We start from the raw sequence: 25,336 nt of genomic DNA, 5'->3' as shown, positions 1-25,336 counted from the left end.
GTCGGGTCGAGCTGGGCACGCCGTGGGGTGGCACGGGTCAGCGCAGCGCGGTGCCGGCGGCGGCCCGGACCGCCGCCGTCAAGGCCGCCAGCGCCGTCGACTCCAGTCGCCAGTACTGCCAGTACAGCGGCACGTCGAGGTGCCGGCCGGCGGCCAGTTCGACGAGGCGTCCGGTGGCCAGTTCGGGGCGGGCGACGGCCTCAGGGAGCAGGCCCCAGCCGAGGCCGAGCCGGATCGCCTCGGTGAAGGCGGCCGTCCCGGGCACGAAGTGTGTCGGCGGGTCGACGTCGCGGCGGGTGAGCGTACGGGCGAACCGGTGTTGCAGGGTGTCCTTGCGGTCGAAGCGGATCATGGTCGCGGTCGGGAACGCGGCGGCCGGGTCGCGGTCGGCGAAGCTCGCGGCGTGCAGGGCGGGGGTGGCGACGGCGAGGTAGCGCATCGCGCCGAGGCGCAAGACCCGGCAGCCCTGCACGGCGACGCGTTCGGTGGTGACCGCCGCCATCACGGTGCCGTCGCGCAGCAGCCGGGCGGTGTGCCCCTCGTCGTCGGTGTGCAGGTCGACCAGGATGTCGGGCACGGCGGTCAGGGCCGGCAGGAACCAGCCGGCGAGGGAGTCGGCGTTGACCACGACGGCGACCAAGGTGCGGGTGCCGTCGCCCAGCGTGCCGCGCGCGGCGTCGAGGGCCTCCTGTTCCAGCAGCACCACCTGTCCGCCGAGGCGGACCAGCGGGGCACCGGCGGCGGTCGGCACGGCCGGCCGGGTACGGCGGACGAGCACCTGCCCGACGGCCTGTTCGAGGGCCTTGATGCGTTGGCTGACCGCCGACGGGGTGACGTTCATCGCCCGCGCGGCGGCGTCGAAGCTGCCGTGCGTGACGACGGCCTGGAAGGTCGCCAACTGGACCGGGTCGAGCGACATAAGCGATTCTAACGGCGGTGCAGAATCTTTAGCTGGAGTGCAGGAGGCCGCCGTTCTAGCGTGGCCGCCATGGGTTCCGTGCTCGCCGGTTTCGGCTTCTCCCTCGCGTTGATCGTCGCCATCGGGGCGCAGAACGCCTTCGTGCTGCGCCAGGGGCTGCGCCGGGAGCACGTACTGCCGGTGGTGGCGGTCTGCGTGGCCGCCGACGCCACCCTGATGACCGCCGGCATCGCCGGCCTGGGGGCGGCGCTGACCGCGACGCCGGCCGTACTGGTCGCCGTCCGCTGGGGCGGCGTCGCGTTCCTGCTCGGGTACGCGCTGCTGGCCGCCCGCCGCGCCCTGCGCCCCACCGCCCTCAGCCCGGTCGACCGTCCCCCGGCCACGTTGCGGGCGACGCTGCTGGCCTGCCTGGCGTTCACGTTCCTCAACCCGCACGTCTACCTCGACACGGTGATGCTGCTCGGCACGGTCGCCCACCAGGACCCGAACCGGTGGGCGTTCGGGGCCGGCGCGGTGACGGCGAGCCTGGCCTGGTTCACCGGGTTGGGCCTCGGCGCGCGCCGGTTGGGGCCGCTGCTCGCCCGCCCGGCGGCGTGGCGGGCCGTCGACGCGACGATCGCCGTGATCATGGTGGCGGTCGCCGTCTCGGTCGCCGTCGGCTGAGCGGCGCGGGCCCTCTGGCCGGGTGCGGAACCGTAGGATCGACATCCTTCAACCCTTTGCTCCACTTTGGAGGAAACCGCGCATGACGGGTCCACTCACCCGACTCCTCGCCTCCGCCCGGCTGACGCTCGCGACCGCCGGCGTCGCGGTGCTCGCGCTCGCGGGTGCCGCCGCCGTCGTGGCCACCCCGGCCCGGGCCGCCGGCCCCCGGCCGAACTTCCAGATGCCGGTGCCCTGCGGCGAGACCTGGCGGATGGCCACCTACTACGGTCACGACGACTACGACATCGACCTGACCTTCACCGGCGGGGCCAGCAACGGCCGGCCGGTCCTCGCCTCCTACAGCGGCACCGTCTCGTTCGCCGGCTGGGGCAGCGGTGGCGGCTGGTACGTGGTCATCGAGCACGGTGGCGGGTGGCGGACGCTCTACCTGCACATGATCGAGACCCCGATGGTCGCCGCCGGACAGTGGGTGTCGACCGGCCAGCAGCTCGGCCGGGTCGGCAGCACCGGCAACTCCACCGGCCCGCACCTGCACTACGAGCAGGTACGCGACGGCGTCAAGACCGAGGCGTACTTCAACGGGGTCCCGTCCGGCATCACCTCCGACGGCAGCCCGTCGACCGGCCCGCTCTACGTCTCCGGGCCCACCTCGCCGGCCCGGAACATGACCAGCCAGAACTGCGGCCAGGCCGCCAACCGTCAGGTGTACGAGTCGGGCAGCCACAGCGGCTGGCAGATGCTACCGGTGAACAGCATCACCGGCTCGGCCACCGCATCCATGGTCATGGGCGGCAACAAGCTGCTCTACACGGTCAACAACGGCCTGGTGTACGAGGCCTCCAGCGACACCGGCTGGCGCAACCTGTGGACCGGCATCTCCGGCGTCAGCAACAACGCCCTCGCCGTGATCAACGTGGACGGCGTCAAGTACATCTACACCGTGGTCGGCGGCTGGGTGCACGAGGCGTCCAGCGCCAACGGCTGGAAGAACCTGAACACCGGCATCTCCGGGGTCAGCCCCGACGCCCTGGCCGCCATCAACCACAACGGCGTGAAGATCATCTACACCGTGGTCGGGGGCCTGGTGCACGAGGCGGCCAGCAACAACGGCTGGCGCAACCTGTGGACCGGCATCTCCGGCGTCAGCAACAACGCCCTCGCCGTGATCAGCATGGACGGCGTCAAGTACATCTACACGGTCGTGGGCGGCTGGGTGCACGAGGCGAACAGCATCAACGGCTGGCGCAACCTCAACTCCGGCATCTCCGGGGTCAGCCCCGACGCCCTGGCCGCGATCAGCTTCAACGGCGTAAAGATCATCTACACCGTGATCGGCGGAATGGTGCACGAGGCGGCCAGCAACAACGGGTGGCGCAACCTGAACTCCAATGTCCGCGGCACCGCCGTCTCGGCGACCACCATCAGCGGCGTGAAGGTCCTCTACACCGTCTGACGGTCACCTGTTTCCGAACGCCCCGGCCGATCACCCCGCACGCGCGGCGGCCGGTGGCTGCCGCCGGCCGGACAGGCCGAGCCACCCGGCGGCGCAGCCACCGGCCCGCCCCGCCGGGCACCACGGCAGTACGCCCATTCGTGCCCCGGGCTGCCACCCCGACGGCGACACCGAAGAATGGTGAGCAGATTACTCATTCGATACGCCTATTTTCTGATCATTCGGCAGCGGTATATATTTCCGCTGAACCCGCCCGGAAATCTACCGACGACAAGGTGAACGGCGATCACGTTCCCGCACCTCGACGACGCTTTCCCCGAGGGTTATTCAGTTCCCGTAAACGGCGAAGCCCCGCCCCCACCTGACGGCCCCTCCTGATCAGGTCGGCGCAAGTCCATGCGACCCTCGGAGGGAGAGAAGAATGAGCGGCCGGCCATCCGAGGGGTCGTCACACCCCACCGTCGCCATGACGACGGTCCACTGCCGACGATCGGCCCTCGCCGTCGGGGTCGCATTACTCGCGATGGTGGCGGCGATCGGTGACGCGTCCGCCGCACACGCCGACGGCGCACCCGGCGAACGTGCCGTCACCGCCACGGTGCCGGCCTACGCCGGAACGGGGCGGTCACCGGCGAAACTCGGTGCCGTGACCGCCATCGGTGCCGGTGAGAGCCACAGCCTCGCGCTGCGCTCGGACGGCACCGTCGTCGCCTGGGGCGGGAACCAGTCCGGGCAGCTGGGCGACGGCACCACCGTCGACCGCACCACCCCGGTGCGGGTGTGCGCGGTGGGACAGGGCGCTCCCTGCACCAGTTTCCTCACCGGCGTGATCGCCATCGCCACCGGCAGCAATCACAACCTCGCCCTGCTCAGGGACCGCACCGTCGTCGCCTGGGGCGAGAACTGGGGGGATCTCGGTGACGGCACCCATAACAACCACCCCACCCCGGTACGGGTGTGCGCGGTGAGGCAGGTCGCACCCTGCACCAGGTTCCTGACCGGGGTCAGGTCCATCGCCGCCGGCGCGTCCCACAGTCTGGCGGTGCTGGACGACACCTCCGCCGTCGCCTGGGGCTACAACTCCTTCGGCGAGCTCGGCGACGGCACCATCTACACCCGCCTCACTCCCGTACGGGTCTGCGCGGTGGGGCAGGTCGCACCGTGCACGAAGTTCCTCAGCGGAGTCAGGTCCATCGCCGGCGGCTGGGTCCACACGGTGGCGGTGGCCGACAACGCGCTAGCCCTCGCCTGGGGCTGGAACCAGCTCGGGCAGCTGGGTGACGGCACCACAGTCCTCCGCGCCACTCCGGTGCGGGTGTGCGCGGTGGGACAGGTCGCACCCTGCACCCGCTTCCTGTACGCGGCGAGATCGGTGGCTGCCAACGTCGCCGACAGCATGGCGCTGTTGGGTGACGGCGGCCCCGTCACCTGGGGCGACAACTTCACAGGTCAGCTCGGCGACGGCACGTTCACCGGCCGGACCGTTCCGGGGCGGGTGTGCGCGGTGGGACAGACCGCCCCCTGCCAACGGTTCCTGTACGGAATCCGCGACATCGTCGCCGGCCCGGCCCACAGCATGGCGCAGCTGAGTAGCGGTGGCGTCCTGGCCTGGGGCGACAACTTCACAGGTCAGCTCGGCGACGGCACGTTCACCGGCCGACCCGTCCCGGGGCAGGTGTGCGCGGTGGGCCAGACCGCCCCCTGCGAGCGGTTCCTGTACGGGATCCGGGACATCGCCGCCGGCGACTACCACAGCCTGGCGCTGCAGCCTGACTACACGGTGGTCGCCTGGGGTGCCAACGGCCAGGGCCAACTCGGGGACGGCGGTACCGAGCCCAGTCCCACCCCGGTCCAGGTTCTCGCACCCCGGAGTTAGCGGGAGACGGGGTCCGGGCACGACGGCCGGGCCCCGGCCGCAGGAGCCGACCCGTCCTCCGGCTCGGGGCGGGGCACCCGTCCGGCGCAGTCACGGCTCCGAGCCGCGCCGCCCACACGCACGGTAGGAGGCCGCGCCCCGGCCGGCGGCGCATAACGGCAGGCCGGGACGATCCGACCCGGCGGAATGCCCGACATTCGCCATTCGCAGTGGTCACTGTGTGCCACCACGGTCATCGCCGACTGACCTCAACGGGTGTTAAGTCGACGCTCATTCCCGGCACATGGTTGACGGCCCGCACCCCGAGGGCAATCATGTTGTTCACCGGATTCCCGGCCCGCAAAAATGTCGGATCTGGTAGTTGTTCCGGCTTTTCGACGCGGTTGCCCGCGAGGCGGATGCCCCGTGCGCAATTCCCTGTCGAACCAGTCGGGAAAACTGCCGCAGGCAGTCAGGAGCACACCGGTGAACGGGAACGACGAAGATCCCGCGCCGACCCGGCCCCGGCCGGCGTCGAACGGCGCTGAGCTGCATGAACGGCTTGCCCTGCACGGTGGCGCACCGATCCGCCGCACCCCCTGGCCCACCTACGACAAAGGCGCTGTGCACGTCTGCTCCGACGACGAGGAAGCGGCGATGCGCGCTATCCGCAGCCACCTCTATTTCCGCTACGACCACCGCAACGAGTCGGAAACAGAGTGCGGGCAGTTCGAGGCGGAACTGTGCCGCTATTTCGGTACCCGGCACGCCCTCGCCGTATCCAGTGGCACCGCCGCGCTCGCCCTGGCGATCATGGGTGCCGCCGTTCCGCCCGGCTCATTGGTGGCCTGCCCGGGATTCACTTTCGTCGCCACCCCGAGCGCCATCGTGCTGGCCGGGTGCCGACCATTCCTGGTCGAGGTGGACGACGACCTGCGGATGGACCTCGACGACCTGCGCCGCCGCTGGCGACCGGAGATCAAGGCGATCCTCGTGGTGCACATGCGCGGTTTCGCCGCCGACGTCGCCGCGCTGGCCGCCTTCGCCGCCGAGATGGGCGTACCGCTGATCGAGGACGCGGTGCCCGCGCTCGGCGCCGAACTGCACGGCCGCAAGCTCGGCACGTTCGGCGTGGCCGGGGCGTTCAGCACCCAGTCCGACAAGGCGCTCAACTGCGGTGAGGGCGGCTTCCTGGTCACCGACGACAGCACCCTGTTCGGCCGGGCGGTGGCGCTGTCCGGGGCGTACGAGGGGCGGCTGCGGCGGCACTTCCCCGGCACCGAGCCACCCGTCGACGGGTTGGATCTGCCCCTGCTCAGTCTGCGGATGGATGAGATCCGGGCCGCCCTACTGCGCGCCGAGCTGACCCGGCTGCCGCAGCGGCTGGCCCTGTTCCACCGCAACTACGCCCAGGTCAGCGGCGCACTGGCCGACCTGCCGGGGATCGCGGTCCGCAACCCGGTCGCGCCCGGGGCGTACCTCGGTGAGGCGTTCGTGTTCCGGGTGCCCGGCGGGGACGCCGGCTGGTTCGCCCGCGCCCTGCGCGCCGAGGGCATCGACGCCCGCAACATCGGCGCGGACGACGACCTCAACGTGCGCGCCTTCTGGAACTGGCGGTTCATGTACGACGACCGCGACCCGGCACGGATCCGGGCCACCCTGCCACGAACTGCCCGGCTACTCGCCGAGACGGTCGACGTGCCACTGTCGTCCAGCCTGACCCCCGACGACTGCGACCAGTTGATCCGCGCGGTCCGCAAGGTGGCCGCCGCAGCACCGGCGGCGGTCGGGGTGGAGTCGGTGCGGGCATGACCACCGCCCCGACCCGGGACACCACCGTCCCCCGGCTGGCGATGGTGGGCATCTTCGGTGGTCTCTTCGCCGGCTACCTGGGGCTCACCGCGGTCATCCCGGTGCTCCCGGCGTTCCTGCGCGACCGGCACGACGCCGGGGACTTCACCGTCGGCCTGGTGGTCACCGTGACGGCGGTGACCGCGCTGCTGGTCCGCCCGGTCGCCGGCGCGCTGGCCGACCGGTACGGCCACCGCACGGTGATGCTGACCGGGGCGCTGGTCGTCGCCGCCGGGGGCCTGCTCTACCTGCTGCCGTTGGGCGTGCCCGCGCTGGTCGCCGTACGGCTGCTGCTCGGTGCCGGTGAGGCCGCCCTGTTCACCGCCGGTGCGGTGTGGACGGTCGCGCTCGCCCCCCACCACCGACGCGGCCAGCTCATCGGCCTGTACGGGGTGAGCATGTGGGGCGGCATCTCCGCCGGCACGTTCCTCGGGGCGACCCTGCAACAGGTCTCCTTCACCGCGGTGTGGGTGCTCAGCGCCGCCGCGCCGCTGCTCGCCGCCGGGCTGGTCGCCGTGGTGCCGACGCCACCCCGGACCACCCCGACGGGCGGTGGCGGCGGCCTGCTGCTGCGCCCGGCGCTGCTGCCCGGGATCGCGCTGACCTTCGGGGCCGCCGGTTACGCCGGGCTCGCCGCGTTCGTGGTGCTGCACCTCGACGCCCGCGACATCGGGCACGGGGTGGTGGTGCTGAGCTGTTTCAGCGCCGTCTACGCCGGCACCCGGCTGGTCATCGGGCACCTGCCCGACCGGCTCGGCCCGCGCCGGGTGGCGGCCTGGTGCGGGGTCGGTGAGGCGGTCGGGCTGGCCGTCGTCGCGGTCGCCCCGAACCTGCCGGTCGCGGTGGCCGGCAGCGTGGTCATGGGGGTCGGCTTCTCGCTGCTGCATCCGTCGCTGGCGCTGATGGTGATGAACCGGACCGACCCGGCCCGGCAGGGCGCGGCGATCGGCGCGTACACCTCGTTCTGGGATCTGGGGCTCGCGGTGTGGGGGCCGGTCACCGGCCTGGTCGCCGCCGGCTTCGGCTACCCGGCGGTCTTCACCGTCGGCGCGGCCTGCGCGCTGGTCGCGGCGGCCCTGGCGGTACGCATCGGCCGCCCCACCACACCCACGGAGGTACGCCCCGGATGAGCGAGCCGTTGACCGTCCTGTGCATCACCGGCTGGTGCCGCAACGGCAGCACCATCATCGGCAACGTCCTCAACGAGGTGCCCGGCTTCTTCCACGTCGGTGAGCTGCACTTCCTGTGGAAGAACGCCACCGGCCGGGGGGTCAACGACCGGTGCGGCTGCGGCGAGGCGTTGACCGGCTGCCCGATCTGGTCGACGGTGCTGCCGATCGGCCGCCCCGCCGGGACGTCCCCGGACGCGCACGCCGCGACGGTGATCCGGCGGCAGTGGTCCCGGGTGCGTACCCGGCACACCTGGCGGGTGCTGCGCCGCGGCCTGTACGACGACGAGATCCGCGCGCACGCCGACCTGATGGGCCGGGTCTACCACGGCATCGCCGACCGGACCGGCGCACGGGTGATCGTGGACACCACGAAGATCCCCGGCGAGGCCGCGCTGCTGGCACACCTGCCCGGCGTCCGGCCGTACTACGTGCACCTGGTCCGCGACCCCCGGGCGGTGGCGCACTCGTGGCGGGAGCCGAAACAGTACGTCTATGCGATGTCCGCCGCCCGCAGCACCGGCTACTGGCACGGCTTCAACCGGGCCGCCGCCGCGATCACCCGTCGGTACCCGGACCGGTCGATGTTCCTGCGCTACGAGCAGTTCACCGCCGACCCGGCCGGCACCGTCGACGCGTTGCTGCGGCGCTGTGCCGCCGACCCGGCCGGCAACCCGGTGCAGGGCCGCACCGTGCACCTGCACACCAACCACACGGTCACCGGCAACCCGGACCGGTTCCGCACCGGGCCGACGCTCATCCGGGACTCCGACGACGGCTGGCGGCGCACCCTGTCCCCCGGCCGGCGGTGGGCCGCGACGGCGCTGGCCTGGCCGCTGTTCGGCCGGTACGGCTACCGCTCCCCCGGCCCCGCCCCGGCGACGGTCGGCAGCACATCGGACAACGGGAGGTAACGGGCGTGGATCTCGGGCTGAAGGGGCGGGTGGCCCTGGTCGCGGGTGGCACCAGCGGCATCGGGTTGGCCTGCGCGAAGGAGTTCGCCGCCGAGGGCGCCCAGGTGGCGATCTGCGGACGCGACCCGCACCGGCTGGCCGCCGCGCAACGGGAGGTGGCGCAGGTGGCGACCGGTCGGGTCAGCGCCACCAGCGTCGACCTCACCGACCCCGACGCGGCCCGCGACTGGGTCGACGCGGTCGCCGCCGACCTGGGCGGGGTGCACGTGCTGGTGGCCGGCGGCGGCAGCCCGCCGGTCGGCACCGCCAGCGGTTTCGCCGTCGACGACTACCGGGCCGCCGTGGACCGGGTGCTGCTGCCGGCGGTGGCGCTGGCCACCGCCGCGCTGCCGCACCTGCGGGCCGCCGGCTGGGGACGGCTGCTGTTCGTCGCCTCCGAGACCGCCTGTGTGCCGATCGGGCCGCTGGTGCTCTCCGGGGTGACCCGGGCGGCGCTGGTCCGCTTCGCCCAGGGCCTCGCCGTCGACGTGGGCCGCGACGGCATCACCGTCAACGTGCTCGCCCCGGGCGGGGTGCGGACCCCGCCGATGGAACGGGCCGCCGCCCGGCTCGCCACCGACGGCGACGTGGAGGCCCGGCTGGCGGCGATGGGCCACCACAGCGCGGTGGGCCGGCTGGCCCGGCCGGACGAGGTGGCCGCGGTGGCCGCCTTCCTGGCCAGCGAGCGGGCCTCCTTCGTCACCGCCGGGGTGCACCTGATCGACGGCGGGGCCGCCGCGACCGGCCCGGAGCTGCCCCACCTGACCGGCGTCGGCCGGAACACCTACGCCTGACCACCGCCCTCCCCGACCACCGCCTGCCCGGCTCCGGCCGGCCCGACGCCCCGACCCGCGCACGAAGGAGTGCCCGCATGTCCACGACCAGCCAGTTCACCGAACGGGACGTCTCCGAGTTCTTCGACCAGACCACCCAGACGTACCTCAGCTTCTGGGACAGCGAGGGGGTGCTGCACACCGGCTACTTCGCCGACGCCGACGACACCGACTACCCGGCGGCGGCCGACCGGACGTCGGACATCCTCGCCGCCGAGGCCGGCATCGACGCGTCCTCGACGGTGCTGGACGTCGGCTGCGGCTGCGGCAACTTCCTGCTGCGGCTGGCCGGGCGCACCGGCTGCCGGGGTGAGGGGCTGGACCTGAGCATCGAACGGGTCCGCTTCGCCCAGACCAAACTGGCCGAACGCGGGGGTGGCCTGCCGGTCGCCTTCCGGCACGGCTCGGCCACCGCCATGCCGTACGCCGACGGCAGCTTCACCCACGTGGTCAGCCAGGACGCGCTGTTCCTGGTGCCGGACAAGGCGCGCAGCCACGCGGAGATGTTCCGGGTGCTCACCCCCGGCGGAACGTTGGCCGTCACCGACTTCCTGCAACCCGTCGCCGAGGTCGGCGAGGCGGCCCGCCGGCACGTCTACGACCGGGTGCGGTGGAGCAGCGGCTACTCCCTCGACGGCTACCGGGAGGCGTTGACGGCGGCCGGGTTCGAGGTGACCGTCGCCCGCAGCCTCGACAGCCACATCCGGCAGACGTACCGGGTGCTCGGGGAGACCGCCCGGCAGCGGGCCGCCGGGAGCGACGACGAGGCGGCCCGGCGGTGGATCCTCGGCTTCGCCGCCTCCTGCGACGAGATCCAGGCGGCGATCGACCGGGGCGAGTTCGGCTGGGGCATGTTCGTCGCCCGCAAGCCGGCCTGACCGACCCGCGTACCAGCTTCAGACCAGGAGGGCAGTCATGCAGCGCACCGACGCCGTCAAGCGGACGATCGCCGAGGTCGTCGCCGAACGCAGGACCCAGATGTCGCCCGGCGGGTTGTTCGTCGAAGCGTTCGCCAAGGACGGTTTCGACACCGGCGTCGACTACGACGTCACCATCACCGACTCGCTGACCAGCTCCCGACGCAAGCCCCGCTACCCGTCGCGGAACATGCTCAAGGTGGTCGACCTGTCCCGGGAGCCGCAGGAGTTCTACTGGCACGAGAGCCCACCGCGCCCCGGCGACCCGGTGGTGGACGGCGCGGACCTGCGCCGGGAGGCCGCCAACCACTTCCACCGCTCCCCCATCCCGGAGCTGCTGACCACCCGGGCCTGGGTGCAGGTGCCCGACGAGCTGTGGGCCGACCCGGTGGGTTTCGCCCAGTTCATCGACTACCGCCTGGTGGTGCGGCTGGCCACCGCCGAGAACCACACCATCCTGCGCGGCGAGGGCGGGTTGCTGAACATGCCGCAGCTCGGCCGGCTCACCGACCCCGCGCCGTTCGCGTCGACCATCCTGGCCGCCTGCAACGAGGTGGAGCAGATGGGCAGCACCGCCGACGGCCTGATCATCAACCCGGCCGACTACTACCGGCTGCTCGGCGAGGGACACCTGCTGCGCGACGTGGAGGACAACGGCGTCTTCATCGTCCGGACCCGGCTGGTCGACCCGGGCACCGCGATCGTCGGCGACTTCGGCCACGGCGCGGTGCTGTTCGACGCCGGCCGGTCGACCATCCGGTTCGCCGAGCCGCCGCCGGGCACCTTCGCCGAGCCGGGGCGGGCGCTGTGCGCCGAGATCTGGGAACGGGTCGTGGTCAACCTGCCCACCTGCTTCTTCGTCGTCACCCTGTAGCGGGGGCCGAGATGGCGACGACGCCCGCGCCGCACGACGTACCCGCACGGTCCGATCCCGACGTCCTGGTCGTCGGCGCGGGCGTGGCCGGGCTGTTCTGCGCCTGGTTCCTGCGCCGGGCCGGGCTGAGTGTGACCGTGGTGGACCGGGGTGAGGTCGGCGACCCGGCCGCCTGTTCGTCGGGCAACACCGGTTTCGTCGGCACCCAGGGGGCCGCCCCGCTGGCCGAGCCGGGGGTGCCGGCGAAGGGGCTGCGCTGGCTGCTGCACCCGGACAGCCCGTTCCACGTCCGGCCCCGGCTCGACCGGGAGCTGCTGACCTGGTTGTGGCACTTCCGCCGCAACTGCACGCAGCGGCAGGCCCGCGCCGGCTTCGAGGTGCTGCTCGACCTCAAGCAGCGCAGCCTGGCCATCCTGCGGGAGGTCTGCGCACACGACGAGCTGGCCGGCACCCTCACCGCCCGCGGCATGCTGCTGGCCTGCCGTACGCCGCAGGGGTACGCGCAGGCGCGGGCGTCGCTGCCGGCGGCGGTGGCCCGGGGGGTGCCGCTGCGCACCGTGGACCGGGCGGAGCTGGCCCGGCTGCAACCGGGCGTCGAGTTCGCCGTCGCCGGGGCGCTGCTCAACGAGGAGGGTGCCGCGCTGCGCATCCCGGCGTTCCTGGTCGCGTTCGCCCGGCTGTTGCGGGCCGCCGGGGTGGAGATCCTCACCGACACCGAGGTACGCGGCTTCGACACCGTCGACCGCCGGGTCCGCGCCGTGTGCACCAGCCGGGGCGACCTGCGCCCCGGTGAGGTGGTGCTCGCCGCCGGGGTGTGGTCGGTGGCGTGCGCCAGGCAGTTGGGCGTCGGCCTGCTGCTGCAACCCGCCAAGGGGTACGCGGTGACCGTCGACGCGGGCCCGGCCACCCCGACCCTGCCGGTTCTGCTCAGTGAGGGGAAGGTGGCCGTCATGCCGTTGGGCGACCGGATACGGCTGGCCGGGACGCTGGAGCTGACCGGCCTGGACACCAGCGTGTCCCCGCGTCGGGTGGACGGTATCCGGCGCACCGTGCGGTCGTACCTGCCGGGGTGCGACACCGGGGGCCGGGTGCAGGTGTGGAGCGGGCTGCGGCCGTGCACCCCGGACAGCCTGCCGTTGATCGGCCGGCTCGGGTCGTACCGCAACGTCAGCGTCGCGACCGGGCACGGGCACATCGGGATGGGGCTCGCCCCGGCCGGCGGGCGGCTGCTCGCCCAGCTCGTCACGGGGGCGACGCCGGACGTGCCCCTGGCGACGTTCGCGGTGGACCGGCACCGGCGGGGGCACCGGTGAGCGCCCCGGCGATCGGGGTGCTCTGCCTGCAGACCAGCTTCGACAAGATCCCCGGCCACATCCGCAACCCGGCGACGTTCGACTTCCCGGTGGTGTACCGGGTCGTCGAGGGGGCCACCCCGCAACGGCTGGTCCGCGAGGCCGATCCGACCCTGCTCACGCCGTTCGTCACGGCCGCCCGGGACCTGCAGGGCGCCGGGGTCGCCGCGATCACCGGGGCGTGCGGTTTCCTGGTGCTGTTCCAGGCGGAGCTGGCCGCCGCCGTGGACGTGCCGTTGCACTCGTCGAGCCTGCTCCAGCTGCCGATGGTGCACCGGATGCTCGGTCCGGCCCGGACGGTCGGGGTGTTGACCGCCGACGCGGCGGCGCTGACCCGGCGGCACCTGGCCGCGGTCGGCGCGCAGGACGTGCCGATCCGGGTGGCCGGGATGGCCGACGCGCCGGAGTTCCGTGAGGTGATGCTGGAGGGCCGGCGCGACGCCCTCGACGTCGACCGGTTGGCCGCCGAGGTGGTGGCCCGGGCGGACGCCCTGGCCGGCCCGGACCTGGGGGCGGTGGTCATCGAGTGCACCGACCTGGTGCCGTTCGCGCACCTGATCCAGGCCCGGCTCGGGGTGCCGGTCTACGACATCGTCACCCTGACCACGATGGTGCACGCCGGCCTGGCCCGGCACCCGTACGCCGACCGCCGGTAGGTCGCGTTTCCCGTTCCGCCGGTCGGCCGGGTCCACCACGGACCCGGCCGACCGGCGGTTCTGTCATGGCTTCCCACAGGTGGCCCGGCGGTCGCGCGGGCCGGGGCCGACGTCCGGGCCGATCCGCAGGTGATGCCGTATTCGCGATTTCAAACTCCGCCATTGTCACGAGTTTCCGGCCGGAATCTCACCGTCGGTCGATGACGCATCGCACTGTGCGCGACGGCCCGCCGATCGCAGGATTGACATCAACCGATCAGGGGATGGGAGGCAGCCGAGATGGACGACCGATACGACGCGTACTGCGCGGTCGACCCGCTCTTCTACGACTCGTTGTCCAGCGCGAGCGCCACCGCCACCGGCATCGGCTACGCCACCGACCGCCCGCAGCCCGCCGGCTGGGAGTGCGAGGTCAAGGACGACTGGCTGATCCACGCCCCGGTCGGCGGCACGCTGCCCGCCCAGGGCTGGAAGATCCACGTCTCGGCCCGACTGGACAACGCCGAACGGGTGCTCACCCAGGTGATGGACTACTGCCAGCCGCGCGGCATCCCGTTCAAGCACCTGCGCGGCCCCCGGATGCTGCTGATGCGCAACAGCAAGTACGCCCGCCGGGGCGGCAGCGGCAAGTTCGTCACCGTCTACCCCCGTGACGACGCCGAACTGGAACTGACCGCCAAGGAGTTGGCGGCGCTGCTCGACGGCGAGCAGGGCCCCTACATCCTCAGCGACCTGCGCTACGGCGACGGCCCGGTCTACCTGCGCTACGGCGGTTTCGCCGCCCGCTACTGCCTGTCGCCCGAGGGTCAGGTGGTGCCGGCCATCGCCGATGCCACCGGGACCCTGGTGCCCGACCGCCGCGACCCGGTGTTCCACCTGCCCGACTGGGTGACCCTGCCCGACTTCCTCGCCCCGCACCTGGCCGCCCGCAACGCCGCCAGCACCACCGAACTGCCCTACCGGATCGAGAAGGTCATCCACTTCTCCAACGGCGGCGGCCTGTACGAGGCCCGGGACACCCGGACCGACACCCGGGTGGTGCTGAAGGAGGCCCGCCCGTACGCCGGCCTGGACGCCACCGGTGCGGACGCGGTGACCCGGCTGCACCGGGAGGCCAGCGTGCTGCGCCAACTCGCCGACGTCCCGCACCTGGTGCGGGTGCACGACGAGTTCAGCTTCGGCGGGCACGAGTTCCTGGCGCTGGAGTTCGTCGACGGCCGCCCGCTCAACCAGGTGGTCGTGCAGCGCTACCCGCTGGTGCACCCGGACGCCGACCGCGCCGACTACACCCGCTGGGCGCTGGACGTGCACCGGCAGGTCGCCGAGGCGGTCGAGGCCATCCACGCGCACGGCATCGTCTACGGCGACCTGCACATGTTCAACATCATGGTCGGCGACGACGGCACGGTCACCCTGATCGACTTCGAGGTCGCCGCGCCGGCCGCCGAGGCCGGCCGCCCGGCGCTGCGCAACCAGGCGTTCGCCGCGCCCCGCGACCGGGTCGGCCCCGACGTCGACAGGTACGCCCTGGCCTGCCTGCGACTCGCCCTGTTCCTGCCGCTGACCGCGATGCTGCGGTTGGCCCCGCAGAAGGCGGCGCACCTGGCCGACGTGGTGGCCGAGCACTTCCCGGTCGACCGGGCGGTGCTCGACGAGACCGTCGCGGTCATCGTCGGCGACCCACCGGCCGCCGACCCGCCCGGCACGGCGACCCCGACCGCACACCGGCCGGACCCGGACCTGGTGCGGGTCGACCCGGACGACTGGCCCGGCCTGCGTGACCGGCTGGTCCGGGCGATCACCGCCAGCGCCACGCCGCACCGCGACGACCGGCTCTTCCCCGGCGACATCAGGCAGTTCAGCGGCAACGACGGCGGGCTGAACCTCGCCCACGGCGCGGCCGGGGTGCTCTGGGCGCTGCACGCCACCGGCGTCCCCGTCGACCCCGACCACGTCCGCTGGCTGATCGACCGGGTCCGGCAACCCGCCTCCGGCAGCCGCCTCGGCTTCTTCGACGGGCTGCACGGGGTGGCGTACGTACTGGACCTGCTCGGCCACCGCGACGAGGCCCGCCGGCTGCTCGACCGCTGCCTCGACGAACCGTGGACGGAACTCGGCAACGACCTGGTGGGCGGCCTGCCCGGCATCGCGTTGAACCTGACCCACTTCGCCACGCTGACCGGCGAGGACCGCTACGAGGCCGCCGCCCGACGGGCCGTCGACCTGGTCGTCGACCGGCTCGGCGACGTCGACTCGGTGGCCGAGGTCAGCGGCGGCCGGCACCCGTACGCCGGGCTGCTGCGCGGCGGGGCCGGCGCGGCCCTGATGCTGCTGGACCGGCACGAACGGGAACCCGACGAGCGGCTGCTCGACCACGCCGCCATCGCGCTGCGGCAGGACCTGCGCCGGTGCGTACGCCGCGACGACGGGCACCTGGAGGTCAACGAGGGCTGGCGGACCATGCCGTACCTCGCGGAGGGCAGCGTCGGGGTGGGGCTGGTGCTCGACAGGTACCTGCGCCACCGGCCCGACGAGGCACTGCGCGAGCAGGCCGACGCGATCCGCCGCTGCGCCGACTTCCCGTTCTATGCCCAGTCCGGGCTGTTCGCCGGACGCGCCGGCATCGTGGCCTACCTGGCCGGCCGGGGCGAGTACGACGTGGCCCGTACCCAGGCCCGCCTGCTGGGTTGGCACGCCCTGCCGTACGCCGGGGGCACCGCCTTCCCCGGCGACCAGCTGCTGCGGCTCTCCATGGACCTGGCCACCGGCACCGCCGGCGTGCTGGCCGCCGTGGCCGCCAGCCGACCCACCGATCCGGTCCGGCTACCGCTGCTGGCGTCGACCGGCGACCCCACCCCGGCCGACTGACGGCCCACCCGCTCCCCGGGGGTCACCCCGGGGCAACCCGACCCGACGACTGTGGAAAGGAGGAAAGACATGGCCCTGCTCGACCTTCAGGGGATGGAGCTGCCGGCCGCCGAGCGTACCGGCGGTGGCAGCCGGGCGAGTCTGCTGCTCTGCGGCGACAGCTCGCTGAGCGTCACCACCTGCAACTGAACCGACGGTCGTCGACCCGACGACCCCACCGGATTCACACCAGGCACATCCGCACCGAACACCGACAGAAAGAGGTAAGACCATGGCTCTGCTCGACCTCCAGGCGATGGAACTGCCGGCCACCGAGCGCACCGGCGGCGGCAGCCAGGCCAGCCTCCTGCTCTGCGGCGACAGCTCGCTGAGCGTCACCACCTGCAACTGATCGACCGGTATCGCATGGCCCCGGACCGGCACCCGCCGGTCCGGGGCCGCGCGGCGTGGGAGGGGACGCGATGACACCGACCGACCGGCTCCTGCTGCGGGCCGTCCGGGCGGCCGGCTGGTGGACCCCGACGCTGGCCGTGGTCACCGTGGCCGGCACGGCCGCCGAACTGGCCCTACCGGCCGTGCTGGGCCGGGCCGTCGACGCCGCCGTCGGCACCGCGCCGAAGGACTCCCCGAACCGCTGGCTGGCCGCCGTCGTCGGGCTGATCGCCCTGCTGGTCGTCGTCGGCGTCGTGCGTGACTACGGCACCGGCGCGGCCACTGCCCGGTCGGTGGCCCACCTGCGGCACACCCTGGTCCGGCACCTGTTCGCCCTCGCCCCGCAGACCGCCGCCCGCCGCCCGGTGGGTGACCTCGCCGGCCGCGTGGTGGGGCAGGTCGCCGACGCCGGTCAGGCCGCCCCGACGCTGGTCACGGCCGCGACCGTGGCGCTGCCGCCGGTGGGCAGCCTGGTGGCGCTCACCCTGATCGACCCGTGGCTCGGCGTCACCTTCGTCACCGGGCTGCTCCTGCTCGGCCTGCTGCTGCGCGGTTTCGTCGCCGACGCCTCCGCCGCCGTCGCCGGCTACCAGCAGGCCCAGGGCGGCCTCGCCGGCCGGCTGGTGGAGGCCCTGGCCGGGGCGCGCACCATCGCCGCCGCCGGCACCGGCGAACGGGAGGTCGACCGGGTGCTGACCCCCCTGCCCGCGCTGCACCGGCACGGGGCGCGGACCTGGACGGTGCTCGCCGGCGCGGCGACCCGGGGCGCGGTGCTCAACCCGCTGCTCCAGGTCGCGATCGTCGCCGTCGGTGGGGTGTCGCTGACCGCCGGTCGGTTGACCCCCGGGGAGCTACTGGCCGCCATCCAGTACGCCGCCCTCGGCGCGGGTCTCGGCACCGTGGTCGCCGCCCTCAACACCGCCGTGCGGGTACGCGCCGGCTGCCGCCGGGCCGCCGACGTGCTCACCGAACCCGCCCGCCCGTACGGCGACCGGCCCCTGGCGTCCGGGCCGGGCACCCTGGAACTGCGCGGCGTCACCGTCCGCGACGCCGACGGCCGGGCCCTGCTCGACCGGGTGGACCTGCGGGTGCCGGGCGGCACGCTGCTGGCCGTCGTCGGCGCCTCCGGTGCGGGCAAGTCCCTGCTCGCCGCCGTCGCCGGCCGGCTGCGCGACCCGGACGACGGGGTGGTGCTCCTGGACGGGGTGCCGCTGCCGGAGCTGACCCCGGCCGCCCTGCACGCCGCGATCGGCTACGGGTTCGAACGTCCGGTGCTGGTCGGCGACACGGTCGGGGCCGCCGTCGGGGCCGGTGCGGACCCGGTGCCGCTGGCCCGCGCCGCCGCCATCCACGACTTCGTCGAACGGCTGCCCGACCGGTACCGCACCCCGCTGGCCGAGGTCGCCATGTCCGGTGGTGAACGGCAACGGCTCGGGCTGGCCCGTGCGTTGCGCGCCGAACGGCTGCTGATCCTCGACGACGCCACGTCCAGCCTGGACACCGCCACCGAGTACCAGGTGACCCGGGCGCTGACCGGGCCGGGTGACCGGCGTACCCGGATGGTGGTCAGCCACCGGCTCGGCATGGCCGCCCGGGCGGACCTGGTCGCGTGGGTGGCCGACGGGCGGATACGTGCCGTCGGCCCACACCGGGCGTTGTGGGCCGACCCCGACTACCGGGAGGTGTTCCGGTCGTGACCACTGTCGTCGGCGTGACCCGGGCCGCGCTGCGGGACCGGCGGACGCAGCTGTGGCGGTTGGCCGGCTGGTCGGCCGCCGAGGTGCTGCCGGCCGCCCTGTCCGGGCTGTTCACCGCGCGGGCCGTGGACAGCGGCTTCCTGGCCGGGCGGCCCGGCGTCGGACTGGCCTGGCTGGCCCTGCTGGGGTTGGCCGTGCTGGTCGGCGCGGCCGGCACCAACCGGTCGTACGCGCTGCTCGGGGCGGTGGTGGAGCCGTTCCGCGACGACCTGCTGCGCCGGGTGGTGCGCGGCGCGGTGGCCGGCGCGGCCGGCGGACGGGCCGACGACGCGGCGGTGGCCCGGCTCACCCACCAGGTGGAACTGGTCCGGGACACCTACGCCGGGCTGCTGATGGTGGTGCGGGGCTTCCTGTTCGCCCTCGGCGCCGCGGTGCTCGGCCTGTTCTCGCTGGCCGCGCCGGTGGCGCTGCTGGTCGCGGTGCCGGTGCTGGCCGGTCTCGGACTGTTCGCCGTGGCGCTGCCGGTGATGGTGGCCCGGCAGCGGGAGTACGTGCTGGCCGACGAACAGCTCGGCCGGGCCGTGGTGACCGCGGTGAGCGGCCACCGCGACGTCACCGCCAGCGGGGCCCGCGACCAGGTCACCGGGTGGGTCGGCGGGTCCGTCGACGCGCAGGCCCGGGTGGAGCGACGACTGGCCACCATGGCGGCGACCCGCAGCCTCAGTCTGGCGCTGGGCGGTTGGCTGCCGGTGCCGGTGCTGCTGCTGGCCGCGCCGTGGCTGGTCCGTCAGGGGCTGGGGCCGGGCGCGCTGCTGGGCGCGCTCGTCTATGTCACGCGGGGGGTGCAGCCGGCCCTGCACAGCCTGGTGCAGGGGGTCGCCGCCGGTGGTCTCCGGTTCGCCGTCACCCTGGACCGGCTGCTGCGTACCGCCGCGCCGGCCGACACCGGCCCGGCCGGGTCGCTGCTGCCCCGTCCCACGCCGCAGCACACCGGGGCGGCGTTGTCGCTGCGTGGGGTCACCTTCCGGTACGGGCCGCACGCCGATCCGGTGCTCGACGGCCTCGACCTCGACGTGCCCGTCGGGGACCACCTGGTGATCGTCGGGGCCAGCGGGATCGGCAAGTCGACCCTGGCGGGGCTGATCGCCGGGGTGCTGCACCCGCAGTCGGGCACCGTGCACGTCGGGGGGTCCCCGGTGACCGGGGCGACGCCCGGTGAACTGGCCGGGCGGCGCGTGCTGATCCCCCAGGAGGCGTACGTCTTCACCGGCTCACTCCGCGACAACCTCGGCTATCTGGCCCCCGGCGTCGCCGACGACGTGGTGGACCGGGCGGCGGCCCGGCTGGGGTTGACCGGACTGCTGACCCGGCTCGGCGGGTACGACGCGCCGCTGCGCCCGACGGACCTGTCGGCCGGGGAACGGCAGCAGGTGGCGTTGCTGCGGGCCTGGCTCTCCCCCGCTCCGCTGGCCATCCTCGACGAGGCGACCTGTCACCTGGATCCGGCCACCGAGGCCCGGCTGGAGACGGCTTTCGCCGCCCGGCCCGGCACGCTGGTGGTGATCGCCCACCGGGTCAGTTCGGCGCTGCGGGCTCGGCGGGTCCTGCTGCTCGACGGGCGGACCGCACTGCTGGACACCCACCAGGGGCTGTTGGAGCGTTCACCGGCCTACCGTGCCCTGGTCGGCTACGGCGAGACCGAACCGTCGGACACCGCCACCTGCTGGACGGCATCGGACGGGACGTCGGCGGCGGCCCGGACGTAGGTGTCACCGGCCGGGTGCCGGTGCCGGGCATGGTGTCGGGGCCGGTGCCGGTCACAGCCAGCCGGAGTCGCGGGCGATCCGCACCGCCTCCCAGCGGGTCCGCGCGCCGGTCTTCGCCATGATCCGCGACAGGTGGTTGCGTACCGTGCCGGCCGACAGCACCAGCCGTTCGGCGATCTCCTGGACGGGATGCCCCTCGGCGACCACGTCGAGCACTTCCCGTTCCCGGTTGGTCAACGGGCTGTCGGCGACCTCAAGGGCCGCGACCACCAGGTCGGGGTCGAGCACGACCCGTCCCTCGGCGAGCTGACGCACCCCGTCGACGATCCGGCCGGGTGGCACGTCGCGGCTGAGGAAGCCGATCCGGTGGCCGTGCTCGGCGAGCACCGGCCCGAGTCGGCCGGCCCGGCGCTGTTCGACGAGGACCAGCAGGGCACCCACGGGTACGGTGATCGGTTCCGTCGGCGGGCGGGGACCCGGGACGGTGGCGGTGGACTCGTCGCCGGCGGCCGGGGTGTCGCCGACGACGGATTCCGGGACGCCCAGGGTGGCCAGCCGGACCAGTTCCGTCACGGTCAACATGTCGAATTCGACCACTGCCACGTCGGGGCGTTCGGCCCGGACCGCCGCCCGCAGCTGGTGCGGGCTGTCCACCTCGCCCACGATCTCGATGTCGTGTTCGGCGGCGAGCAGTTGGGCGAGGGCGCCCCGGAGCAGTCCGCCCTGGAGGGCGAGCAGTGTGCGAACCATAAGCGACTCCCGAGATCACACCCGTGTTGACAAAATGCATGCGTCCGATGACGCACGGTTCGGAATCTTATTCAATCCGTAACTGGTCCGACACCCCTTCTCACGGGTGGTCAGATCCAGCCGGCGTCCTGGGCCCGCTGGACCGCTTCCCACCGGTTGCGGGCCCCGGTCTTGCGGAGCACGGTGGACAGGTGGTTGCGGACGGTGCCCGGTGCCAGGTGCAGATGACCGGCGATCTCCTTGGTCGACATGCCCCGGGCGGCAGCGGCCGTCACCTCACGTTCCCGGTCGTTGAGGGGGTTGACGGCGGCGTCCAACGCGGCCAGGGCGGTCACCGGGTCGATCATCCGCTGTCCCTCGGCGATGAGCCGAAGCTGGTCCAGGAGTTCCTGGGGCGGGACGTCCTTGGCGATGATCCCCCGGGCCCGCGCCCCGAGGGCACGGCGCAGCGCCCGGGCGGTCCGCCGGGAGGTCAGCACCACCACCGCGCATTCCGGCAGCCGGGCATGCCACCGCCCGGCGAGTACGGCCGGATCCTCGATCGCGTCGAGGTCGACCAGGACGACGTTGGGACGTCGGGTGACGACTCCGTCCGTCAGGTGGTGGTCGGGATCGCTCTCCCCGGCCAATTCGAACCCGGGGGCGGCGGCCAGGATCGCCGCGAGGGCGGTACGCAATAGTCCCGGAGGCCCCACCACCACGACACGGATCGTCGGTTCATCGCTTTCTGCCGCCCGGCCCGGACCCGACGATGACTGTTTCCCGTTCGTCAGTTCGTCCATCCGTCATATTTTCCCAAATGCAGCCCGAACCAGGCGTGACTGTCGGAATGACGACCCGTTTCCGGACGGCGGGAAAATGGCCGAAATGCATCAGCCGACGACAGGGGTGAATCGGGACCTGCCGGACGTCCGACAGGTCCCGGGTAATGGGTGCAGGCAGCAGTCGAGGGCCGACCCGGATGGGGCGGCCCTCGACTGGAAAGGTTGTCCGGCGGTGTCCTACTCTCCCACACCCTCCCGAGTGCAGTACCATCGGCGCTGGAGGGCTTAGCTTCCGGGTTCGGAATGTAACCGGGCGTTTCCCCTCCGCCATGACCGCCGTAACACTATGAACATATCAAACAACACACACACCCACGAAAACCTTCACCCGTGGGGGGTTGTCTGGTGTTTGTTCAGAGTTGCACAGTGGACGCGTAGCATATTCGTAGTCAAGTCCTCGGCCTATTAGTACCGGTCAACTCAACCCGTTACCGAGCTTACATTTCCGGCCTATCAACCCAGTCGTCTAGCTGGGGGCCTTACCCCCACAAAGTGGGGTGGGATACCTCATCTTGAAGCAGGCTTCCCGCTTAGATGCTTTCAGCGGTTATCCCTTCCGAACGTAGCTAACCAGCCGTGCCCCTGGCGGGACAACTGGCACACCAGAGGTTCGTCCGTCCCGGTCCTCTCGTACTAGGGACAGCCCTTCTCAAGTATCCTACGCGCACGGCGGATAGGGACCGAACTGTCTCACGACGTTCTAAACCCAGCTCGCGTACCGCTTTAATGGGCGAACAGCCCAACCCTTGGGACCTGCTACAGCCCCAGGATGCGACGAGCCGACATCGAGGTGCCAAACCATCCCGTCGATATGGACTCTTGGGGAAGATCAGCCTGTTATCCCCGGGGTACCTTTTATCCGTTGAGCGACACCGCTTCCACACGCAAGTGCCGGATCACTAGTCCCGACTTTCGTCCCTGCTCGACCTGTCAGTCTCACAGTCAAGCCCCCTTGTGCACTTGCACTCAACACCTGATTGCCAACCAGGCTGAGGGAACCTTTGGGCGCCTCCGTTACCCTTTAGGAGGCAACCGCCCCAGTTAAACTACCCACCAGACACTGTCCCTGAACCGGATAACGGTCCGAAGTTAGATACCCGAATCAACCAGAGTGGTATTTCAAGATTGCCTCCACCCATACTGGCGTACAGGTTTCACCGGCTCCCACCTATCCTACACAAGCCCATTCAGATACCAATGTCAAGCTATAGTAAAGGTCCCGGGGTCTTTCCGTCCTGCCGCGCGTAACGAGCATCTTTACTCGTACTGCAATTTCGCCGGGCCTGTGGTTGAGACAGTGGGGAAGTCGTTACGCCATTCGTGCAGGTCGGAACTTACCCGACAAGGAATTTCGCTACCTTAGGATGGTTATAGTTACCACCGCCGTTTACTGGCGCTTAAGTTCTCCGCTTCGCCCCCGAAAGAGCTAACAGGTCCCCTTAACGTTCCAGCACCGGGCAGGCGTCAGTCCATATACATCGAATTACTTCTTCGCATGGACCTGTGTTTTTAGTAAACAGTCGCTTCCCCCTGCTCTCTGCGGCCATACAACGCTCCACCCGCACGGGGCTTCACGTCTCCGGCCCCCCTTCTCCCTAAGTTACGGGGGCAATTTGCCGAGTTCCTTAACCACAGTTCGCCCGATCGCCTCGGTATTCTCTACCTGACCACCTGTGTCGGTTTGGGGTACGGGCCGCTCAGAACTCGCTAGAGGCTTTTCTCGGCAGCATAGGATCACTGACTTCACCTGAATCGGCTCGGCATCACGTCTCAGCCTCAATGCACCGCGGATTTACCTACGGCACGGCCTACACGCTTACCCCGGCACAACCACCGGCCGGGCTCAGCTACCTTCCTGCGTCACCCCATCGCTTGACTACTACCCGCCAGGTTCCCACGCTCCCCAACATCCGTCCGAAGACATCAGCCAGTTCGGGTGGTTAGCACAACGAGGTTCGTCAGGGTCGCTCTTTCGCGGGTACGGGAATATCAACCCGTTGTCCATCGACTACGCCTCTCGGCCTCGCCTTAGGTCCCGACTCACCCAGGGCGGATTAGCCTGGCCCTGGAACCCTTGGTCATCCGGCGGAAGGGTTTCTCACCCTTCTTTCGCTACTCATGCCTGCATTCTCACTCGTGCCGCGTCCACAACTAGGTCACCCCGCTGCTTCACCCCCGGCACGACGCTCCCCTACCCATCCACACACCTGCACACCCCATCAAGGAGATGCGAAGTATCATGTGAATGCCACAGCTTCGGCGGTGTGCTTGAGCCCCGCTACATTGTCGGCGCGGAACCACTTGACCAGTGAGCTATTACGCACTCTTTAAAGGGTGGCTGCTTCTAAGCCAACCTCCTGGTTGTCTATGCGACCCCACATCCTTTTCCACTTAGCACACGCTTAGGGGCCTTAGCTGGTGATCTGGGCTGTTTCCCTCTCGACTACGAAGCTTATCCCCCGCAGTCTCACTGCCGCGCTCTCACTTACCGGCATTCGGAGTTTGGCTGATTTCGGTAAGCTTGTAGGCCCCCTAGACCATCCAGTGCTCTACCTCCGGCAAGAAACACACGACGCTGCACCTAAATGCATTTCGGGGAGAACCAGCTATCACGGAGTTTGATTGGCCTTTCACCCCTAACCACAGGTCATCCCCCAACTTTTCAACGTTGGTGGGTTCGGCCCTCCACACGGTCTTACCCGCGCTTCAGCCTGCCCATGGCTAGATCACTCCGCTTCGGGTCTAGAACATGCGACTACAACGCCCTCTTCAGACTCGCTTTCGCTACGGCTCCCCCACACGGGTTAACCTCGCCACATGCCACTAACTCGCAGGCTCATTCTTCAAAAGGCACGCCGTCACCCCGCAAGGCTCCGACGGATTGTAGGCGAACGGTTTCAGGTACTATTTCACTCCCCTCCCGGGGTACTTTTCACCATTCCCTCACGGTACTCGTCCGCTATCGGTCACCAGGAAGTATTTAGGCTTACCAGGTGGTCCTGGCAGATTCACGGCAGATTTCAGGAGTCCGCCGCTACTCGGGAACACCCACAGAAGATCAGCAACTTTCACCTACCGGACTCTCACCGACTACGGTTGGCTTTTCCACACCATTCGGCTAGCCACTGACTTTATAACTCCTCGAACAAGTGTCAGCCTGTTCAGCAGGGTCCCACAACCCCGACCACGCAACCCCTGACAGGTATCACACGCAACCGGTTTAGCCTCAATCCGCTTTCGCTCGCCACTACTCACGGAATCACTATTTGTTTTCTCTTCCTACGGGTACTGAGATGTTTCACTTCCCCGCGTTCCCCCCACACACCCTATGTGTTCAGATGTGGGTGACACCACATGACTGGTGCCAGGTTTCCCCATTCGGACACCCTGGGATCACAGCTCGGTTGACAGCTCCCCCAGGCCTATCGCGGCCTCCCACGTCCTTCATCGGCTCCTGGTGCCAAGGCATCCACCGTTCGCCCTTGACAACTTGACCACAAA

The 25,336-nt window shown here is 71.2% G+C and carries 19 protein-coding genes and 2 rRNA genes; 16 read left to right on the top strand and 5 right to left on the bottom strand.

What is annotated here, in order from left to right:
• Positions 1–37 precede the first annotated feature (37 nt).
• Positions 38–919, bottom strand: coding sequence for a LysR family transcriptional regulator ArgP (locus ACN267_RS08250; RefSeq protein WP_421488329.1), 882 nt, complete (start codon positions 917–919; stop codon positions 38–40).
• Between the two features lie 69 nt (positions 920–988).
• Between ACN267_RS08250 and ACN267_RS08245 the strand changes: the two genes are divergently transcribed.
• From ACN267_RS08245 to ACN267_RS08170, 16 genes are all read left to right on the top strand, one after another.
• Positions 989–1,582 carry a LysE/ArgO family amino acid transporter gene (locus ACN267_RS08245; RefSeq protein ID WP_421488328.1) on the top strand — a complete coding sequence of 198 codons (594 nt, stop codon included), beginning with the start codon at positions 989–991 and terminating at the stop codon, positions 1,580–1,582.
• Between the two features lie 82 nt (positions 1,583–1,664).
• Positions 1,665–3,038, top strand: a complete 1,374-nt coding sequence (locus ACN267_RS08240; protein WP_421488327.1) for a M23 family metallopeptidase — start codon at positions 1,665–1,667, stop codon at positions 3,036–3,038.
• 523 nt (positions 3,039–3,561) lie between these two features.
• Positions 3,562–4,914: an RCC1 domain-containing protein gene (locus ACN267_RS08235; RefSeq protein ID WP_421488326.1), complete on the top strand. Its 1,353-nt coding sequence runs from the start codon at positions 3,562–3,564 to the stop codon at positions 4,912–4,914.
• Between the two features lie 465 nt (positions 4,915–5,379).
• The gene (locus ACN267_RS08230) at positions 5,380–6,705 is read left to right on the top strand and encodes a DegT/DnrJ/EryC1/StrS family aminotransferase (RefSeq protein WP_204959700.1); all 1,326 of its coding nucleotides are present in this window, start codon (positions 5,380–5,382) and stop codon (positions 6,703–6,705) included.
• A complete protein-coding gene (locus tag ACN267_RS08225; protein WP_421488325.1) occupies positions 6,702–7,874 on the top strand; it encodes an MFS transporter in 1,173 nt (390 codons plus the stop codon). The genes ACN267_RS08230 and ACN267_RS08225 overlap by 4 nt, the downstream gene beginning before the upstream one ends.
• Positions 7,871–8,827, top strand: a complete 957-nt coding sequence (locus ACN267_RS08220) for a sulfotransferase (RefSeq protein WP_421488324.1) — start codon at positions 7,871–7,873, stop codon at positions 8,825–8,827. Before ACN267_RS08225 ends, ACN267_RS08220 begins: the two co-directional genes overlap by 4 nt.
• Positions 8,828–8,832: 5 nt before the next feature.
• On the top strand, positions 8,833–9,660 hold the full coding sequence (locus tag ACN267_RS08215; RefSeq protein WP_088647635.1) for an SDR family NAD(P)-dependent oxidoreductase: 828 nt from the start codon (positions 8,833–8,835) through the stop codon (positions 9,658–9,660).
• 77 nt (positions 9,661–9,737) lie between these two features.
• Positions 9,738–10,577: a class I SAM-dependent methyltransferase gene (locus ACN267_RS08210; protein WP_421488323.1), complete on the top strand. Its 840-nt coding sequence runs from the start codon at positions 9,738–9,740 to the stop codon at positions 10,575–10,577.
• Positions 10,578–10,614: 37 nt separating this feature from the next.
• A complete protein-coding gene (locus tag ACN267_RS08205; RefSeq protein ID WP_204959696.1) occupies positions 10,615–11,490 on the top strand; it encodes a family 3 encapsulin nanocompartment shell protein in 876 nt (291 codons plus the stop codon).
• An 11-nt stretch (positions 11,491–11,501) separates the two neighbouring features.
• Positions 11,502–12,803, top strand: coding sequence for an NAD(P)/FAD-dependent oxidoreductase (locus tag ACN267_RS08200; RefSeq protein ID WP_421488322.1), 1,302 nt, complete (start codon positions 11,502–11,504; stop codon positions 12,801–12,803).
• Positions 12,800–13,498, top strand: coding sequence for an aspartate/glutamate racemase family protein (locus ACN267_RS08195; RefSeq protein ID WP_281897345.1), 699 nt, complete (start codon positions 12,800–12,802; stop codon positions 13,496–13,498). Before ACN267_RS08200 ends, ACN267_RS08195 begins: the two co-directional genes overlap by 4 nt.
• A 279-nt stretch (positions 13,499–13,777) precedes the next feature.
• Positions 13,778–16,366, top strand: a complete 2,589-nt coding sequence (gene lanKC / locus ACN267_RS08190; RefSeq protein WP_421488321.1) for a class III lanthionine synthetase LanKC — start codon at positions 13,778–13,780, stop codon at positions 16,364–16,366.
• Between the two features lie 69 nt (positions 16,367–16,435).
• Positions 16,436–16,555 carry a SapB/AmfS family lanthipeptide gene (locus ACN267_RS08185; protein WP_088647629.1) on the top strand — a complete coding sequence of 40 codons (120 nt, stop codon included), beginning with the start codon at positions 16,436–16,438 and terminating at the stop codon, positions 16,553–16,555.
• A gap of 82 nt (positions 16,556–16,637) precedes the next feature.
• Positions 16,638–16,757, top strand: coding sequence for a SapB/AmfS family lanthipeptide (locus ACN267_RS08180; RefSeq protein ID WP_067312693.1), 120 nt, complete (start codon positions 16,638–16,640; stop codon positions 16,755–16,757).
• Positions 16,758–16,827: 70 nt separating this feature from the next.
• A complete protein-coding gene (locus tag ACN267_RS08175; RefSeq protein ID WP_421488320.1) occupies positions 16,828–18,495 on the top strand; it encodes an ABC transporter ATP-binding protein in 1,668 nt (555 codons plus the stop codon).
• Positions 18,492–20,261 (top strand): ATP-binding cassette domain-containing protein, encoded by a 1,770-nt coding sequence (locus tag ACN267_RS08170; protein ID WP_421488319.1) that lies wholly within the window; start codon positions 18,492–18,494, stop codon positions 20,259–20,261. Before ACN267_RS08175 ends, ACN267_RS08170 begins: the two co-directional genes overlap by 4 nt.
• 51 nt (positions 20,262–20,312) lie before the next feature.
• Here ACN267_RS08170 and ACN267_RS08165 read toward each other — a convergent pair whose 3' ends face one another.
• The 4 genes from ACN267_RS08165 to ACN267_RS08150 form a co-directional block, all read right to left on the bottom strand.
• Positions 20,313–21,011 (bottom strand): response regulator transcription factor, encoded by a 699-nt coding sequence (locus ACN267_RS08165; protein WP_204959690.1) that lies wholly within the window; start codon positions 21,009–21,011, stop codon positions 20,313–20,315.
• Between the two features lie 110 nt (positions 21,012–21,121).
• Positions 21,122–21,712, bottom strand: a complete 591-nt coding sequence (locus tag ACN267_RS08160; protein WP_204959689.1) for a helix-turn-helix transcriptional regulator — start codon at positions 21,710–21,712, stop codon at positions 21,122–21,124.
• 287 nt (positions 21,713–21,999) lie between these two features.
• Positions 22,000–22,116 (bottom strand): 5S ribosomal RNA (gene rrf, locus ACN267_RS08155).
• A 104-nt stretch (positions 22,117–22,220) separates the two neighbouring features.
• Positions 22,221–25,331: ribosomal RNA gene (locus ACN267_RS08150) — 23S ribosomal RNA — on the bottom strand.
• Between the last annotated feature and the right edge of the window lie 5 nt (positions 25,332–25,336).

It is taken from the genome of Micromonospora sp. WMMD734 (assembly GCF_049178975.1).
Lineage (GTDB): Bacteria > Actinomycetota > Actinomycetes > Mycobacteriales > Micromonosporaceae > Micromonospora > Micromonospora wenchangensis.
The sequence above is the reverse complement of the archived record's forward strand: the minus strand, read 5'-3'. Positions and strand labels throughout refer to the sequence as shown.